The organism is Enterobacter sp. Bisph1 (assembly GCF_000814905.1).
Classification (GTDB): Bacteria; Pseudomonadota; Gammaproteobacteria; order Enterobacterales; family Enterobacteriaceae; genus Kosakonia.
Genome location: NZ_JXAG01000030.1, coordinates 41,344 through 57,466 on the forward strand (window position 1 = coordinate 41,344; position 16,123 = coordinate 57,466).

17 protein-coding genes are annotated in these 16,123 nt (G+C 56.8%); 13 read left to right on the forward strand and 4 right to left on the reverse strand.

From position 1 onward, the window contains the following. Positions 1 to 18: 18 nt before the first annotated feature. Together RW65_RS05510 and crfC are read right to left on the reverse strand one after the other, a co-directional pair. Complete coding sequence (locus tag RW65_RS05510) at positions 19 to 897, reverse strand: diguanylate cyclase regulator RdcB family protein (protein WP_039055675.1); 879 nt, start codon at positions 895 to 897, stop codon at positions 19 to 21. After that, positions 894 to 3,248 carry a clamp-binding protein CrfC gene (crfC, locus tag RW65_RS05515; protein ID WP_039055676.1) on the reverse strand — a complete coding sequence of 785 codons (2,355 nt, stop codon included), beginning with the start codon at positions 3,246 to 3,248 and terminating at the stop codon, positions 894 to 896. The genes RW65_RS05510 and crfC overlap by 4 nt, the downstream gene beginning before the upstream one ends. Positions 3,249 to 3,849: 601 nt before the next feature. On the opposite strand from crfC, the gene RW65_RS05520 reads away from it, so the two are divergent. From RW65_RS05520 to RW65_RS05580, 13 genes are all read left to right on the forward strand, one after another. After that, on the forward strand, positions 3,850 to 4,185 hold the full coding sequence (locus tag RW65_RS05520; protein ID WP_039055677.1) for a zinc ribbon domain-containing protein YjdM: 336 nt from the start codon (positions 3,850 to 3,852) through the stop codon (positions 4,183 to 4,185). A gap of 93 nt (positions 4,186 to 4,278) precedes the next feature. Then, positions 4,279 to 4,725, forward strand: coding sequence for a VOC family metalloprotein YjdN (gene yjdN, locus RW65_RS05525; protein ID WP_039055678.1), 447 nt, complete (start codon positions 4,279 to 4,281; stop codon positions 4,723 to 4,725). 161 nt (positions 4,726 to 4,886) lie between these two features. After that, complete coding sequence (gene phnF / locus RW65_RS05530) at positions 4,887 to 5,612, forward strand: phosphonate metabolism transcriptional regulator PhnF (RefSeq protein WP_039055679.1); 726 nt, start codon at positions 4,887 to 4,889, stop codon at positions 5,610 to 5,612. Beyond that, complete coding sequence (phnG, locus tag RW65_RS05535; RefSeq protein ID WP_039055681.1) at positions 5,613 to 6,065, forward strand: phosphonate C-P lyase system protein PhnG; 453 nt, start codon at positions 5,613 to 5,615, stop codon at positions 6,063 to 6,065. Next, a complete protein-coding gene (gene phnH / locus RW65_RS05540; protein WP_039055682.1) occupies positions 6,062 to 6,646 on the forward strand; it encodes a phosphonate C-P lyase system protein PhnH in 585 nt (194 codons plus the stop codon). The genes phnG and phnH overlap by 4 nt, the downstream gene beginning before the upstream one ends. Beyond that, positions 6,646 to 7,710, forward strand: a complete 1,065-nt coding sequence (locus RW65_RS05545) for a carbon-phosphorus lyase complex subunit (protein ID WP_039055684.1) — start codon at positions 6,646 to 6,648, stop codon at positions 7,708 to 7,710. Before phnH ends, RW65_RS05545 begins: the two co-directional genes overlap by 1 nt. Then, a complete protein-coding gene (locus RW65_RS05550; RefSeq protein ID WP_039055685.1) occupies positions 7,703 to 8,551 on the forward strand; it encodes an alpha-D-ribose 1-methylphosphonate 5-phosphate C-P-lyase PhnJ in 849 nt (282 codons plus the stop codon). The genes RW65_RS05545 and RW65_RS05550 overlap by 8 nt, the downstream gene beginning before the upstream one ends. Continuing rightward, a complete protein-coding gene (gene phnK / locus RW65_RS05555) occupies positions 8,548 to 9,306 on the forward strand; it encodes a phosphonate C-P lyase system protein PhnK (protein WP_039055686.1) in 759 nt (252 codons plus the stop codon). The genes RW65_RS05550 and phnK overlap by 4 nt, the downstream gene beginning before the upstream one ends. A 10-nt stretch (positions 9,307 to 9,316) precedes the next feature. Further along, on the forward strand, positions 9,317 to 10,003 hold the full coding sequence (gene phnL, locus RW65_RS05560) for a phosphonate C-P lyase system protein PhnL (protein ID WP_039055687.1): 687 nt from the start codon (positions 9,317 to 9,319) through the stop codon (positions 10,001 to 10,003). Then, on the forward strand, positions 10,000 to 11,136 hold the full coding sequence (phnM, locus tag RW65_RS05565) for an alpha-D-ribose 1-methylphosphonate 5-triphosphate diphosphatase (protein WP_039055688.1): 1,137 nt from the start codon (positions 10,000 to 10,002) through the stop codon (positions 11,134 to 11,136). Before phnL ends, phnM begins: the two co-directional genes overlap by 4 nt. Beyond that, on the forward strand, positions 11,133 to 11,684 hold the full coding sequence (gene phnN, locus RW65_RS05570) for a ribose 1,5-bisphosphokinase (RefSeq protein ID WP_197058868.1): 552 nt from the start codon (positions 11,133 to 11,135) through the stop codon (positions 11,682 to 11,684). Before phnM ends, phnN begins: the two co-directional genes overlap by 4 nt. Before the next feature lie 60 nt (positions 11,685 to 11,744). After that, positions 11,745 to 12,503: a phosphonate metabolism protein PhnP gene (gene phnP, locus RW65_RS05575; protein ID WP_039055690.1), complete on the forward strand. Its 759-nt coding sequence runs from the start codon at positions 11,745 to 11,747 to the stop codon at positions 12,501 to 12,503. Between the two features lie 201 nt (positions 12,504 to 12,704). Further along, positions 12,705 to 13,040: a low molecular weight protein tyrosine phosphatase family protein gene (locus RW65_RS05580; protein WP_039055691.1), complete on the forward strand. Its 336-nt coding sequence runs from the start codon at positions 12,705 to 12,707 to the stop codon at positions 13,038 to 13,040. 5 nt (positions 13,041 to 13,045) lie between these two features. On the opposite strand, the gene yjdP is transcribed toward RW65_RS05580, so the two are convergent. Further along, positions 13,046 to 13,360, reverse strand: coding sequence for a DDRRRQL repeat protein YjdP (gene yjdP, locus RW65_RS05585; protein WP_039055692.1), 315 nt, complete (start codon positions 13,358 to 13,360; stop codon positions 13,046 to 13,048). An 80-nt stretch (positions 13,361 to 13,440) separates the two neighbouring features. Then, the gene (locus RW65_RS05590) at positions 13,441 to 16,011 is read right to left on the reverse strand and encodes an ATP-binding protein (RefSeq protein ID WP_039055693.1); all 2,571 of its coding nucleotides are present in this window, start codon (positions 16,009 to 16,011) and stop codon (positions 13,441 to 13,443) included. Positions 16,012 to 16,123: the final 112 nt, after the last annotated feature.

The window sequence follows — 16,123 nt, forward strand, 5'->3', positions numbered from 1 at the left end:
TTGTTTTGCGGGTACGGCTTATTCGCCAAAAATTTCATCGACCATCGCCGTTGCAATACGCGTTGCCGAACACAGACGCGGCATACCCAACGCCACCGTCTGCCAGCTCTGGGTAACAGACCAGCAGATGGGGTGACGGTCAGCATCGCACCAGTCGCCAAGCCAGCCGAGTAAATCTTTATAGTCCATCAGCCCCGGCGTTGACGGCGTCGCCAGCCATTGATGATAGAAATGGCGCGTCGCCGGTGCGGCATTAATACCCTGCGCGAGAAAATCTGCGGCCATGGCACGCAGATTATCTTTCAGCAGTTTCGCCACATCGGCATTCGCCAGACGACAGGCATCGCCAAACGCTCCCCAGCGCAACTCTTCCAGCGCGATATAGCAGCGTCCGGCCATCGACCACCCATTGTAGCTGCCGGCTCGCCAGTGGGTAAAAACCTGCTCACTGTGGTTCCCTGCCTGCACCGTCAGGCCGCGCTGGGTCAGCGCTTTCTCTTTCGCAGCTGCGCGCTGGCTGAAATGGGCAACCAGCTCGTCATACTGCTGCCCTGCACCGAGTGCCGCATTGGCCGGACGGCGCTGGGCTTGTTGCATCGCCGTCAGTTTCTCGGTAATGCGGGTTAAGGCGAGATAGCCCGGATCGAGCATGCTGGCGAGTTTTTCCGCCAGCCCAAGACGCAGCGCATCATGTTCATTTAACACGCCGGACATTGCCCACGGGCGCAGCTGAGTTTGTGCGATCACCTCCTGCGTGAGCCGTTCACGAAAGAGCTGCTGCTGAGGCGCAATCGACGTCTGGCGCAGTGCGTCGACGCCCTGCACCAGATCAACGATAAACTTCGGATGAATACATTCAAGTACGCGTCCGGGGCCATCCAGTAAGAGATTTTTCATGGTTGATCTGCCGCGAAGAGAGTTTGAATATCATCACGTAACAGACGCGCGTCCTCCTGAATCCAGCGGGCGGTGCTAATGCTGTGCTGCAACTGCTGGCGCAACGCCTGCACTGACGATTCGTTTTGCTGGCGGATAGCCAGGCTGTCGCGCAAACTTTCCTGCAGCCCCGCCAGACTTAACGAGAATTCGGCGAAAAATGTCGCCATCCCCGCCCTAACAGAAACATCGACTTGCGCATGTAAAGCTTTACGAATTTGTTCACAAAAAAGCGCGACATGGTCGACAAGCTTGTTATTAAGCGCCGCCAGATCGATAACATAACGGGTGCGGGTAGCCACATAATCATCCCAGCCCCAGGCGGGATTATTCAACCAGCGCGAGACTGTTTCCCGTACGCTGCCAGCGCGTGAAACCTGGCCTGCCGGGGTATCCTGCGTTGCGATGACGTTGGTGAACAACGAACGGGCGTTGAAGTTAAGCACGCTCGGCTGGAAAGCGGGGAAACTGATGCGGGCGCGGAAACCGGCGTGGGTCAGTTCCTCTTTAATACGCGTCTCTATCGGGCGCATGGCATCGTTCAACGAACGCGCCAGGATGTTTTCCAGTTCGTCAAAACGCAGCGCCAGCTCGCGGCTAATGCGCTCCTGCGCCGCCAGCAAAATAGTTTCACACGTCGAGCGGATTTTGCTGAGGGCAATTTGCGCCTGCCCCTCATTTTCCAGCACCAGTACGCCCGGACCGGGGCTATCATCGAAACGTAAATCGCCCTGGCTTTCCGTCACCGTCGCCATCAATTGACCATCGTGGAATAAGGCATCAATCGCTTCGACAATTTCAAATTGTTGCCCGTGGATATAGATATCTGCCGCCGCCAGCGCCTCTTCCACTTCATGTTCGATTTCGTCGCTCACCCCTTCCTGGCAGCTGCGCAGCAGCGACATATCCTCTTCCAGCCGGGTAATATTGTGCTCCAGTTTTTCGTAGGCAACGGTTAGCCCCTGATAGCGAAAATCGAGGTATTCACTGGCGCTTTGCGCGTAGTTGAGTAGTTTATGCGACGCCGAGCGCAGCGCGTAGAGAGAAGCATTGGCGTGCGCGGCGTGCAGCAGGGTACGAATCGGTTTTTCAAACAGCGAATCTTCCCACAGCAGATCGGCTGCATGACGGATATGCTCAATATCGTCGAGATCGGCGCTACGCCAGCGGCGACCAAGGGCGGCTTCGGCGAAATCCTGTACCCAACGCTGCTCTTGCGGATCCGGTAAACGCCCACGATGCTGCAGCTCATGGCGGGCGCGGTTCGCCAGATAACCCCACATCGAAGAGACCGGGAAGATCTGCGCCGGGTTAATATTCCCCTTCATTAAGGTGCCAGAAATCAGCGCCTTGACCTGATCCTCATCGTCGCTATTTCTGTCTTTTTGGTCGAATTTATTCACCAGCGCATAAAGCGGCACCGTGCGGCCAACGGACGAGATCGCGCGGCGCACTTCTTCATCGGAGATGGATTTAAGCTGTGTATAGTCCATCACCGCCAGCACCGCCGACGCACGCGCCAGCTGTTCGCTGAGCATTTTTTGCAGATGCGGTTGCCCGGCTTCATTCGGCCCCGGCGTATCCAGCAGCGTCAGTTGGCCGAGATGATTTTCCAGCCCCGCCAGATGCACAAACTCCACCTCAATAACCGGGATGTGCTCAATCGCCGCATACGCAGAAAAAGGGAAATCGACATCCAGCGCTTTCGACAGACGCACCAGATCGTTGAGGCTTTTCAGGCAGTGAAAGATGGGCTGCGCGCCCAGGTAATGCTTATCAAAAGCATCACCCTGGGCAATACGCTCCAGCAAGGTGGCCATGTCTTTATCGATCTCAATTTTTTGCGCCAGCTTGTCGCGATCGTATTTAAACAGCCGCGTCTGCAACTGCTGAGCAAGGGCATCGATAGGACCGACATGGGAAAAGTGCAGTACCGGCTCTTTTTGCCCCGGCGTATGGCGAATAAGAGTCGGCAGGGCCGTCATTGGCCGGTTGCGGTTTGGCAGCACTTCCGTGCCGACAATTGCGTTGATGGTAGTTGATTTGCCTGCCTTCATGGTACCGACAATCGCCAGCACCATTTCCAGCCGGGTAATTTTCCGTAATTCGTTATGCAGCGTCGCCTGCTGTGCTTCAACGCCGCGAGCGCTGAAATGCAACGGCAAAACATTGACGTTTTGCGCCGTGCCGTTAATGGTCGACTCATCAAACGTCGCCGTCGGCATTTTTTTTAAAGCCTGGAGGTTTTGCATAGAGAGTTGTAACAACCTCTCTGCTTCCTGGCTTAATTCAAAAATTGTTTGAGTGTGCATGTCAAAAGTTTTTCCTTAACGCAAATTTTGTTACTTTTATTTAGCCGCAAAGTTTTATGCGTAAAGTGTCGGCTTTTATAATTACGTGTGGAAAATATCTTCGAAAAGATAAATGCCTGATGGTTATCAGGAAAATATATATTTTTTTTATCAAAAAATGACAGCAACGCGACTCCGGTCATAAAAACCAGAAAGTTCAGCGTAGCGCATTTTCAGTAACAGCCAGGATATATCATCGTTTTTTTACCCACCCAATTTGAGAGGTAATTACCGCCATTGCTGGCAGCGTAGCAGGCATGACAGGTTGGTTTCGAATAACACCGGATGCTTTATGCCACATTAGCTGAATTAGTAAATGCTGGCAATTTCATCCCGAAAATAATCTATATATCCGGGCTAAACATTTTCATCACCTGTTTCTGAGATAAGCATCGCTTAAGCCAATGACAGGTTATGTCACTGTAATCAGATTTTTATGGTTTTTGTGAAAAAAGTAATAACAACGGCAATTGTACGGTTTTGCTGTATAATCCCGCCCTTTCTGGCGCTAAGCCTGTTATGCGGCTTACCCCGCTCTGTATGTACTTTTGAGGAACGCCCTATGCAACTCCCCCACTGCCCACAATGTCATTCCGAATACACTTATGAAGATAATGGCATGTTCATTTGCCCGGAATGCGCACACGAGTGGAACGATGCACAGCCTGCCCTGGACGCAGATGAATTAATTGTTAAAGATGCCAACGGCAATCTTTTAGCCGACGGCGACAGCGTCACCGTAATTAAAGACTTGAAAGTAAAAGGCAGTTCTTCAATGCTGAAGATCGGCACCAAAGTTAAAAATATTCGTCTGGTAGAAGGCGATCATAATATTGATTGTAAAATCGACGGTTTCGGACCTATGAAACTTAAATCCGAATTTGTTAAAAAGAACTAATGCTTAGGCGGGAAGCGCTGGCTTCCCGCCTGGTTAATTTTTATCCGCTGCAACTATACTCACTGGCAGATTTCGTTACCCGAGGTAATGATTATGCCACTCACTCCCTACATCTCCTTTTCCGGCCAGTGTGAACAGGCCATCGCCTTTTATCAGCAGGCGCTGAAGGCGGAACTCACCTACAAAATCACCTTTGGCGAAATGCCGAAGTCTGAGCAAGAAAGCAGTGCCGATGAAGGCTGCGCCGCCGGTCAGGCTTTTGCCGATAACGATATCGCCCATGCTGCTTTACGCATCGCTGGCAGTGAAATCATGATGAGCGATGGCCGGCAAAACCAGGCGGACTATAGCGGCTTTACCTTAAGCCTCACCACCGAGGATGTGGCGCAAGGTAAAATCTGGTTCGACGCCCTGGCCGCTGAGGGACGCGTAACGATGGCATGGCAGGAAACCTTCTGGGCGCATGGCTTTGGTATGGTGACGGATAAATTCGGCATTCCCTGGATGGTCAACGTCGTTAAAGCCTCCCCGGCTGCATAATTCCCTTCCTCTCTCTGTAAGGAGCCTTTGGCTCCTTTGTTTTTTTACCGCCCTGCCTGAGGGCGAAGATTCATCCGCGCGCAATCATCCCATAACCGAAATGCAACATTCGCGCTTCACGATAGGGGCACTTTTCATCTGGCTCGCGGAGCTTCGAAACCATGCACTTGTCCAGACATCCGACCAGTTATCCCACCCGCTATCAGGAAATCGCCGCCCGGCTGGAGCAGGAGTTGCGCAACAACTACCGCTGCGGCGACTGGCTGCCCGCTGAACAGCAACTGGCCGCGCGCTTTGAGGTTAACCGTCACACTCTGCGCCGCGCTATCGACCAACTGGTGGAAAAAGGTTGGGTACAACGTCGTCAGGGCGTTGGCGTCATGGTGCTAACGCGCCCCTTTGATTACCCCCTTAACGCCCAGGCGCGCTTTAGCCAGAACCTGCTCGATCAGGGCAGCCATCCCACTAGCGAACGATTGCTGGCGGTACTGCGTCCTGCATCCGGCCAGGTCGCCGATGCGTTAGGCATTCAGGAAGGCGATAACGTTATCCACCTGCGCACGCGCCGCCGCGTCAATGGCGTGGCGCTGTGCGTTATCGATCACTACTTTGCCGACCTGCATTTATGGCCGCTGCTGCAAGAGTTTAATAGCGGTTCGCTGCATGACTTTTTACGTGACCGGGCCGCTATCAGCCTGAAACGAACCCAAACGCGCATCAGCGCCCGCCGCGCGCAGGCGAAAGAGAGCCGCTGGCTGGAGATCCCCAACATGGCACCGCTGCTCTGTGTTCGTACCCTCAACCACCGTGACGGCGAGGTTAACGCAACGGAATACTCCGTCAGCCTGACCCGCGCCGACATGATTGAATTCACCATGGAGCACTGAATGCATTTTGATACGCCAACCCGACAGCGCTGGATGGCCGTCCTTGCCCATGCCACGCCGGAGATGCTGCGTGGACGCATGCGTACCCTCGGACTGACGCCGGAATATGAACAGGTACGCGCCACGCAAACGGGCCTGGTGCAGATCCAGGCGCGCATGGGCGCAACGGGCGATCGCTTCTTTCCCGGCGACGCCACCGTAACGCGGGCGGCAGTTCGTCTGCCCTGCGGCACCCTCGGTTTCAGTTGGGTACTCGGGCGTGATAAAGGCCATGCCGAGCGCTGCGCCGTGTGTGACGCCCTTTTGCAGGATCCCGCCTGTTTTCGCACGTTAATGGAAACGCTTATAACCCCGCTGGAAGCGGACCGCGCCGCGCGAAATAACGCGCGTCAGGCCGAAGTCAACGCCAGCCGGGTCGACTTTTTTACTCTGGTACGCGGAGATAACGCATGACTTTACAACCCGCTTTCGCTTCGGCGGTTCACGATGCTCAACACTGTTTTCGCCGTCTGTTAAAAGCCATGAGCGAGCCCGGGGTGATTGTCTCGCTGCCGCAATTAAAACATGGCTGGCCGCCGCTCAATCCGGCCACCACCGCTATTTTGCTGACGCTGGTGGATAACGACACACCAATTTGGCTCTCCAACGCCGTCGATAACGATATGGTGCGTCAAAACCTGCGCTTTCACACCGGCGCGCCGCTGGTGGAGATGCCGCAGCAGTCGCTGTTCGCCGTCGCCGATCACACCCTCAGCGCCGAGCAGCTGAAGGTGTTGCCGAACGGCAGCGATATCAGCCCGGAAAGCAGCGCCACGCTGATTTTACAGCTCCCGGCCCTGAGCGGCGGGCGCATGCTGCGCCTGACGGGACCGGGTATTCAGGAAGAACGGATGATCGCCCCGCAGCTGCCGGAATGTATTACCGATGAGTTTACCGACCGTCCGCATTCGTTCCCGACAGGTATCGACGTGATCCTGACCTGCGGCGAACGGGCGCTGGCGATACCCAGAACCACGCTGGTGGAGGTGTACTGATGTACGTTGCTGTCAAGGGGGGTGAAAAGGCGATTACCGCTGCCCATGCGCTGCAGGAACATAAACGTCGCGGCGACCAGACGCTGGCGGAGCTGAGCGTGGCGCAGGTTGCCAACCAGCTGAATCTGGCCGTCGATCGGGTAATGACCGAAGGCGGCATTGCCGACCGTGAACTGGCGGCGCTGGCGTTAAAACAGGCGAGCGGCGATAACGTCGAAGCCATCTTTCTGCTGCGCGCTTACCGCACGACGTTACCGCGTCTGGCGGTGAGTGAACCCATCGACAGCGCAAAAATGCGTTTAGAACGCCGCATCTCCGCGGTGTACAAAGATATTCCCGGCGGCCAGCTGCTTGGCCCGACATACGATTACACCCACCGTCTGCTGGACTTTGCCCTGCTGGCAGAAGGCGAAACGCCCGCGCTAACGACCCGCGATGGACAGCAGGACGCCGCACCCCATGTCTTTAGCCTGCTGGTTAACGAAGGGCTGGCAAAAGCGGAACAGGATAGCGGCGCGACCCCCGATGATATTACCCGTCAGCCGCCGGTCTATCCCTGCTCACGTGCTTCACGCCTGCAACAGCTGGCGCGCGGTGATGAAGGTTATCTACTGGCGCTGGCCTACTCGACGCAGCGCGGTTATGGTCGCAATCACCCCTTCGCTGGGGAGATCCGCAGCGGTTATATCGACGTAGAAATTGTGCCGGAAGAGCTGGGTTTTGCGGTGAACATCGGCGAATTGTTGATGACCGAATGCGAAATGGTGAATGGTTTCGTCGCACCCACCAACGAAATGCCGCATTTTACCCGCGGCTATGGGCTGGTGTTCGGTATGGGCGAACGCAAAGCCATGGCGATGGCGCTGATGGACAGAGCTTTGCAGGCCGCAGATTACGGTGAAGCGATTAAAAGCCCGGCGCAGGATGAAGAGTTTGTGCTGGCGCACGCGGATAACGTTGAAGCGGCGGGTTTTGTCTCACACCTGAAACTCCCGCACTACGTTGATTTCCAGGCCGAACTGGATCTGCTGCGACAGTTGCAACAGGAGCACACCCGTGACTAACTCTCTGAGCGGTTATAACTTTGCCTTCCTTGATGAACAGACCAAACGCATGATCCGCCGGGCGCTGCTGAAAGCGGTGGCTATCCCCGGTTATCAGGTGCCGTTTGGCGGGCGCGAAATGCCAATGCCCTACGGCTGGGGCACCGGCGGAATTCAGCTCACCGCCAGCGTGATCGGTGAAGATGACGTGCTGAAAGTGATCGATCAGGGGGCCGATGACACCACCAATGCCGTTTCGATCCGTCAGTTTTTTACCCGCGTTACCGGCGTGAAAACCACCGAACGCACCGCTGACGCGACGCTGATTCAGACCCGCCACCGTATTCCCGAAACGCCGCTCACAGAAGATCAGATCCTCATTTACCAGGTGCCGATCCCGGAACCGCTGCGCTTTATCGAACCGCGCGAAACCGAAACGCGCACCATGCACGCGCTGGAAGAGTACGGCGTGATGCAGGTAAAGCTGTATGAAGATATTGCCCGCTTTGGCAACTTCACCACCCGCTATGCGTGGCCGGTAAAAGTCAATGAACGCTATGTGATGGATCCCTCGCCGATTCCGGCCTTTGATAACCCGAAAATGAACATGATGCCGGCTCTGCAACTGTTTGGTGCCGGACGAGAAAAGCGCATTTATGCGGTGCCACCGTGGACGCGCGTGGTCAGCCTCGATTTTGAGGATTACCCCTTTGCGCCGCAGAAGTGGGATCGCCCGTGCGCCATTTGCGGCTCCACCCATAGCTACCTTGATGAAGTGGTACTGGATGATAGCGGCGCGCGCATGTTTGTCTGCTCCGACACCGATTACTGCCGCCAACAGAGCGAGGCCTTACGCAAATGACCCAACCGCTGCTTTCGGTGAAAAACCTCTGCCATCTGTATGCACCCGGCAAAGGTTTTGAGAATGTTTCTTTCGATTTATGGCCAGGTGAAGTGCTGGGGATTGTCGGCGAATCCGGCTCCGGCAAAACCACCTTGTTAAACGCCATTTCGGCGCGCCTTGCGCCACAGCACGGCACCATTACTTATCAACAGCGCGATCTCTACGCCATGAGCGAAGCCGGGCGTCGGCGCTTGTTGCGCACCGAATGGGGCGTGGTGCATCAGCACCCGCTTGACGGTCTGCGCCGCCAGGTTTCCGCCGGGGGCAATATCGGCGAGCGCCTGATGGCAACGGGATCCAGACATTATGGCGCGATTCGCGCCAGCGCAGCGCAGTGGCTTGAAGACGTTGAGATCCCGCCGTCGCGCATTGATGACTTACCGACCACCTTTTCCGGCGGCATGCAGCAGCGGCTGCAAATTGCCCGCAACCTGGTGACTCGCCCGAAGCTGGTGTTTATGGATGAACCCACCGGCGGGCTGGATGTATCGGTGCAGGCGCGCCTGCTTGACCTGCTGCGCGGCCTGGTGGTGGAGATGAACCTCGCGGTGGTAATGGTGACCCATGATTTAGGCGTCGCACGGCTGCTGGCGAACCGTCTGCTGGTGATGAAACAGGGTCAGGTGGTGGAAAGTGGGTTAACGGATCGCGTTCTCGACGATCCGCATCATCCCTACACCCAACTGCTGGTCTCCTCGGTATTGCAAAATTAAGGAGTGTCCGATGACTGTTTTGCGTGTGGAAAATGTCAGCAAGACCTTTGTCCTGCATCATCAAAACGGCGTACACCTGCCGGTGCTGCGTGAGACATCGTTAAGCGTCGAGGCCGGTGAATGCGTGGTGCTGCACGGCCATTCCGGCAGCGGCAAATCTACCCTGCTGCGCTCGCTGTACGCCAATTACCTGCCCGACGCCGGGCATATCCATGTCAAACATGGCAATGAATGGGTCGATTTGGTGCATGCGCCCGCGCGTAAAGTGCTGGAAGTTCGCCGCCATACCATTGGCTGGGTAAGCCAGTTTTTACGCGTCATACCGCGGGTTAGCGCGCTGGATGTGGTGATGCAACCGCTGCTGGAACAGGGCGTTGACCGCGAACGCTGTGCGCAACAGGCAGGTGAACTGCTTACCCGCCTCAACGTACCGGAACGGCTGTGGCACCTGGCCCCCGCCACCTTTTCCGGCGGCGAGCAGCAGCGCGTCAATATTGCCCGTGGCTTTATTGTCGATTACCCCATTTTGCTCCTCGACGAACCCACCGCGTCGCTGGATGAGAAAAACAGCGCCGCCGTGGTGGCGCTGATCGCCCAGGCGAAAGCACGCGGCGCGGCGATTGTCGGTATTTTTCATGACAGCGCAGTCCGCGAGCATGTTGCCGACCGGCTCTATCCGATGGGAGAAGCGGCATGATCATCAATAACGTCAAACTAGTTCTCGAAGAGGAAGTGGTCAGCGGCTCGCTGGAGGTGCAGGACGGAATCATTCGCGCCTTTGCCGAAACCCAAAGCCGCCAGCCGGGCGCGCACGATGGCGATGGCGGCTGGCTGATGCCGGGGCTTATCGAACTGCATACCGATAATCTGGATAAGTTTTTCACGCCGCGCCCGAAAGTGGACTGGCCCGCCCATTCGGCGATGAGCAGCCACGATGCGCTGATGGTCGCCAGCGGCATCACTACCGTGCTCGACGCGGTGGCGATTGGCGATGTCCGCGACGGCGGCGATCGGCTGGATAATCTGCAAAAGATGATCAATGCCGTCGAAGATTCACAAAAGCGCGGGTTGAACCGCGCCGAGCACCGCCTGCATCTACGCTGCGAACTGCCGCACCACACCACGCTGCCGCTGTTTGAAAAACTTGTTGGCCGCGAACCGGTGGCGCTGGTGTCGCTGATGGATCACTCGCCGGGACAGCGCCAGTACGCCAGCCACGAGAAGTATCGCGAGTATTATCAGGGTAAATATCATCTTAATGATGCACAGATGGACAGATTTGAGCAGGAGCAACTGGCGCTGGCGGCGCAGTGGTCGCAGCCAAACCGCTTAGCCATTGCCGCGATCTGCAAGTCGCGCGAGTTGCCCCTTGCCAGCCACGATGACGCCACCCACGAACATGTGGTGGAATCCCATCAGTTAGGCAGCGTGATCGCCGAATTTCCCACCACCTTCGCCGCAGCGGAAGCCTCGCGCAAGCATGGTTTGAGCGTGCTGATGGGCGCGCCGAATATCGTGCGTGGTGGCTCCCATTCGGGAAACGTCGCGGCGCATAAACTGGCGCAGCTCGGCATGCTGGATATTTTGTCTTCCGATTACTATCCCGCCAGCCTGCTGGATGCAGCGTTTCGCGTCGCCGCCGATGAGGAGAATGATTTTACCCTGGCGAAAGCGATTCGCCTGGTGACGAAAAACCCGGCGCAGGCGCTGAATCTGCAAGATCGCGGCGTGATTGGCGAAGGCAAGCGGGCGGATTTGGTGCTGGCCCACCATAAAGGTGACCATGTGCATATTGATCACGTCTGGCGCGCGGGGAAAAGGGTTTTCTGATGGCACGACTGATCTGGTTAATGGGGCCGTCCGGCGCGGGTAAAGATAGCCTGCTGGCGGCGCTTCGCCAGCGAGAACACCCGCAGTTACTGGTCGCCCATCGCTACATCACCCGCCCGGCCAGCGCTGGCAGCGAGAACCATATCGCCCTGAGCGTTAACGAGTTTTTTACCCGCGAGGAGCAGCATCTTTTCAGCCTGAGCTGGCATGCCAACGAGTTTTACTACGCTATCGGCGCGGAGATCGATCTCTGGCTACAGGCGGGATTCGACGTGGTGGTTAACGGCTCGCGCGGGCATTTACCCCAGGCGCAAGCGCAGTATGGCGAGATGCTGATGCCGGTGTATGTGCAGGTTTCACCGGCGATCCTGCGCCAGCGTCTGGAACAACGCGGTCGCGAGAACGCCGTCGAAATCAACGCGCGTCTGCAAAGAGCGGCGCGTTATCAACCCGGCCAGTGCCTGACCCTGAACAATGATGGCAGTTTGCTTCAGACAGTTGAAGGACTGGTGAGGCTGATTCGTGCGCAACAAGGGAAAAGCGCGTAGTGATATCGGTGCGACATGTCCGCACCGATAACGCTGTTTCCACCGTTAAAGCGAGGTGCTATGAGCCTGACAATCACTCTCACCGGCACCGGCGGCGCGCAGCTGGTACCGGTTTTTGGCTGCAGCTGCGCGGCCTGTCACCGCGCCCGCCAGAACCACACTTACCGTCGCCAACCCTGTAGCGCGGTGGTGAAGTTTAACGATGCAGTCACCCTGCTCGACGCCGGTATCCCCACTTTGATGGATAAGTTCTCCCCCGGCGATGTTCAACAGTTTTTACTCACCCACTATCATATGGATCATGTCCAGGGGCTGTTTCCCCTGCGTTGGGGAGTGGGCGATAAAATCCCGGTTTATGGCCCGCCGGATGAACAGGGCTGTGACGATCTGTTTAAACATCCCGGACTGCTCGATTTCAGCCATACTGTCGCCCCTTTCGTCGTGTTCGAACTGCAAGGATTGCAGGTTACGCCGCTGCCGCTGAATCACTCAAAGCTAACCTTCGGCTATTTTCTCGAATCGGCCCACAGCCGGGTAGCCTGGCTTTGTGATACGGCGGGCCTGCCGGACAAGACGCTGAAGTTTCTGCTTAATAACCGTCCGCAGGTGGTGGTGATAGATTGTTCATATGAACCGCGTGCGCAAACGCCAAAAAATCACTGTGATTTAAGTACGGTTATTGCTCTAAATGAGATAATTGGCTGCCCACGAGTGATCCTAACGCATATCAGTCATGTCTTTGATCAATGGATGATGAAAAACCCGCTGCCGACGGGGTTTGAAGCAGGTTATGATGAGATGCGAATTGTGCTGGATTAGACCGCACAATATGGATATATTCTTCGCGCTTTTCCGCTGGAAGCGAAACAAGCGCACGCAGCCTGTGAAGAGGTCGTTTGAGGGATTAAGCGTACAGACTCGCAAACAAGTAGTTGCGCGTAACGCAACAGAGTCTTACTTACCCGCGTATGGCCTGGCAGTAATAAGCATATCGCGGCTTTGAAGAGTATTGAGCTTGCCATGAATGTGCTTTTTATTTGTAGTCGGAACCAGTGGCGCAGCCCTACGGCTGAACAGGTATTTCGTCGCTACCCGGGGCTGAATGCCCGCTCCGCCGGTACGCAACGCCAGGCGCGAAAAACCGTCTCTCCCGCCATTCTCTCCTGGGCAGATGTTATCTGCGTGATGGAAGAGCATCACAAAAGCCGGCTGCTGGCGGACTTTAGCCGTCTGGTGCAGCATAAACCGGTTTATGTGCTGGATATTCCGGATCACTATCCCTTTATGGACCCACAGCTGGTCGCGCTACTGGAAGATGTCGTTCCCGCGCGTCTGGGTTTACGCATCTCTGCGTAGCCGCATTAACGGTAATCATCCCGCTCTTCCAGCCTGCGCTGTTCATCTTCAAGCTGGCGCCGCTCCCGATCGAGCTGGCGCTGGCGGTCATCAAGCTGGCGACGGCGGTCTTCAAGCTGCCGATAACGGTCGTCATCCTGCCTGCGTTCCTCGCTGCGCTGATAGTCATCCTCGCGCCGATGGTCACGACTGTCCTGGTTATACGCGTCGCCAATAGCCCGCTGAATGTTGCCGATGGCATCATCAACCACATCCGCGTGGGCAACCTGACCGCTGAGTAACAGTGCGCCGAACAGTAGCGCGTTCGCATAACGTTTCATAATGGTCAGCCTCAAGTAAGGACGAGGCCTACGTTAATCCAGCTGCTGTTACGGTGTGTAGCGGAGGATTCTCAAATCCATTACGCCGCAATCCGCCGCAGCGCCTGGGCAAGCTGGATGCGGGTAAACGGTTTGCGCAACAGCTCAACGTCCGGCAACGCCGGGTTATCCGTCGGGCGCAGATCCTGGCCGCTTATCAGCAACAGCGGCAATTGTGGGTGGTGCAGCCGGGCCTGGTTAATCACCTCTGCGCCGCTTAACGCACCGGGCAACATCAGATCGCTTATCAGCGCGCCAATCTCCGTCGAGGCACTCAACAGCTGTAACGCCTGCTCGCCCGTTTCCGCCTCGAGGGTTAAATAGCCCAGTTCATGAAGCTGCTCACAAAGGGTCTGGCGAACATCCGCCTCATCTTCCAGTACCAGAATCAGCCGGTCGCGGGTATCGTAGGTTTGTGCAACATCCGGCTCGCGTTGCGCCTGCGCCTGCGCCTGCACCGTTGCGCGCGGGAGCTGCAAACGCACAACCGTGCCCTGCCCCGGCGCGCTTTCAATTTCTACGCGCCCGCCGGACTGACGGATAAAACCGTACACCATCGACAAGCCAAGCCCGCTGCCGCTGCCGGTCTGTTTAGTGGTAAAAAAGGGCTCAAAGACCCGCACTTTAACCTCTTGTGACATCCCGCAGCCGTGATCGACCACTTCCAGCGCCACCATATCCTGCTTACGTCCGTCGCTGCGGGTGACGCGCTGGTTCCAGGTGCGCACTTTAATCACCCCACTCTGCCCTTCCATCGCGTCGCGGGCGTTCATCACCAGATTGATAATGGCGTTTTCCAGTTGACCGACGTCGATCCACGCTGGCCACGCTGGATGCTGCGCCTCTATTTCCAGCGTCAGGGTCGCCGGGAGCGAGTGGTGCAGCAGTTCGCTTAAGTTTTCCAGCAGCGGCTGCATTTCAACCGCGTGCGGGTGCAACGACTGTTTACGGGAAAACGCCAGCAGCCGCTGGGTGAGCAGCGCACCGCGTTCGGCAGCCTTTAACGCCCGCGAGATGCGCGGCGCATCCGGTGAATCCGGCGATACCAGTTCGAGGCTGCCGATGATGACCGCCAGCAAATTGTTAAAATCATGGGCCAGCCCGCCGGTAAGCTGCCCCACGGCTTTCATCTTCTGGCTGTGCAGCAGCGCCGCTTCCAGCGCTTTACGCTCGGTACGATCCAGCACCACATTCACCAGTCCGCGACCCGGCACCGGGCTAAAACGCAGCTCAATGGTGCGATTATCCGCCAGCCGCAGCTCCTGCGGTTCCGGCAGCGGACGAGCAAGGTTTTCCTGTATATGTGCCGGTAAATCGCTCACCTGGCGCAGCAGGGTTTGATAATGGTGCCCGCGCTGCAGCGTGTCGGCGGTGAGCCCCAGCAGCAGCGGATATTGCGGGTTCCACACCACCAGGCAGCCCTGATTATCAAACAGGGCAAAACCGTCGCGCATGGCGTGAAAGGTGGTTTCCAGTTGGGTACTTTTCTCTTTCAGCAGTTTCGAGGTGTGCTGCAGCGACGCGGTATTGCGGGCAAAGACGTTAAACGCCCGCGCCAGCTCACCCAGTTCGTCACGCCGCTGCAGGCCGGGAACGGAGACGTCCTGCTCGCCGCGTGCCAGCCGGGTCATCGCGCGGGATATCGCCGTCAGCCGCGAGCCGAGGTTGCGATAGATATACCAACCGGCAAATGCGGTGATCACCAGCGCCAGCAGGGCGAAAAGACTGATAAAGAGAATGATCGAACGCATCTCTTGATGGCTCTGGGCGGTGCGCAAATCGGAGGCTTTTGCCACCGCAGCAACATACTGATTGATATCGCTATTAAGCAGCGCCACCAGCGCTTTGATATGAAACATCGACCAGCTAATCGCTAAATCGCTCTCTTCCAGCTGCTGCGACAGCGGCGCAAGCTTGCGCAACTCGGCGCTGAAATCCGGCAGGATCCACGCCACCAGCGGCTGGGTGCTTTGCTCTGGCAATTGGGCCATCACCTCCGTGAGCTGCTTAATGGTGGCTCGCGGGGAAGGCGTTTGGATGGCGGCGTTGAGCAGCCGGTCCATCTCGGCCAGCAGGCGAACATCGGGAAGATTATGGTCGTCGCGGGCGTTAACGTCCTGCAAATGGCGCAGGTAGCTCTGGCTTTGATAGAGGGAGCTGAGAAGCGCATTGCGTTCGAGATGGCGATGCTGACCGCGCTGCAGCATCTCGGTGACGCTTTGCTGCAGCTCATGGCTGCGGCGAATGATCTGCGCCACCAGCTGTGGCTCCTGCTGCGCCAGCGGCGCGTTTGCCAGTTGGCTCAGGGAGTATTGCAGGGCGTTTTGCATTGCTTTTAGCCGCTCCGCTTCCCCTTTGTACTCCAGCGCGCCCACCACCTGCGTTAATCGCACCGCCGCCGTGGCAACGCTTGCGGTATCGCGCGCCAGGTTCATGCTACTGGTCATGTCGTCGAGGGTTTGCTGCTGCACCTGTTCCTGAATCTGGCTGGCATGGCGAAAGCCAAACACCGCCATGCCGCAAACCATCAAGGTCACGGCCACCACCAGCACATTAAAAAACAGCAGGCGCCCACGGGCGCTGGAAAAAAACGGGTTTGCGCGATACGGCATAGTGGCTCCACAACGGACTCAACGCGGTCGCAATACATCACTATGACAAATATGAACAGCCGCTGACATTATCCATTTACCAACCTGTGATGAAGTGCGGATATCGTCCTTG

What these genes read in the sequence shown, in the direction of transcription:
- RW65_RS05545 (WP_039055684.1), top strand. Translation starts at nt 6,646, where the DNA reads ATGTACGTTGCTGTCAAGGGGGGTGAAAAGGCGATTACCGCTGCCCAT.
- RW65_RS05520 (WP_039055677.1), top strand. Translation starts at nt 3,850, where the DNA reads ATGCAACTCCCCCACTGCCCACAATGTCATTCCGAATACACTTATGAA.
- phnL (WP_039055687.1), top strand. Translation starts at nt 9,317, where the DNA reads ATGACTGTTTTGCGTGTGGAAAATGTCAGCAAGACCTTTGTCCTGCAT.
- yjdN (WP_039055678.1), top strand. Translation starts at nt 4,279, where the DNA reads ATGCCACTCACTCCCTACATCTCCTTTTCCGGCCAGTGTGAACAGGCC.
- phnF (WP_039055679.1), top strand. Translation starts at nt 4,887, where the DNA reads ATGCACTTGTCCAGACATCCGACCAGTTATCCCACCCGCTATCAGGAA.
- RW65_RS05590 (WP_039055693.1), bottom strand. Translation starts at nt 16,011, where the DNA reads ATGCCGTATCGCGCAAACCCGTTTTTTTCCAGCGCCCGTGGGCGCCTG.
- yjdP (WP_039055692.1), bottom strand. Translation starts at nt 13,360, where the DNA reads ATGAAACGTTATGCGAACGCGCTACTGTTCGGCGCACTGTTACTCAGC.
- phnK (WP_039055686.1), top strand. Translation starts at nt 8,548, where the DNA reads ATGACCCAACCGCTGCTTTCGGTGAAAAACCTCTGCCATCTGTATGCA.
- RW65_RS05510 (WP_039055675.1), bottom strand. Translation starts at nt 897, where the DNA reads ATGAAAAATCTCTTACTGGATGGCCCCGGACGCGTACTTGAATGTATT.
- RW65_RS05580 (WP_039055691.1), top strand. Translation starts at nt 12,705, where the DNA reads ATGAATGTGCTTTTTATTTGTAGTCGGAACCAGTGGCGCAGCCCTACG.
- phnM (WP_039055688.1), top strand. Translation starts at nt 10,000, where the DNA reads ATGATCATCAATAACGTCAAACTAGTTCTCGAAGAGGAAGTGGTCAGC.
- phnG (WP_039055681.1), top strand. Translation starts at nt 5,613, where the DNA reads ATGCATTTTGATACGCCAACCCGACAGCGCTGGATGGCCGTCCTTGCC.
- phnP (WP_039055690.1), top strand. Translation starts at nt 11,745, where the DNA reads ATGAGCCTGACAATCACTCTCACCGGCACCGGCGGCGCGCAGCTGGTA.
- crfC (WP_039055676.1), bottom strand. Translation starts at nt 3,248, where the DNA reads ATGCACACTCAAACAATTTTTGAATTAAGCCAGGAAGCAGAGAGGTTG.
- phnH (WP_039055682.1), top strand. Translation starts at nt 6,062, where the DNA reads ATGACTTTACAACCCGCTTTCGCTTCGGCGGTTCACGATGCTCAACAC.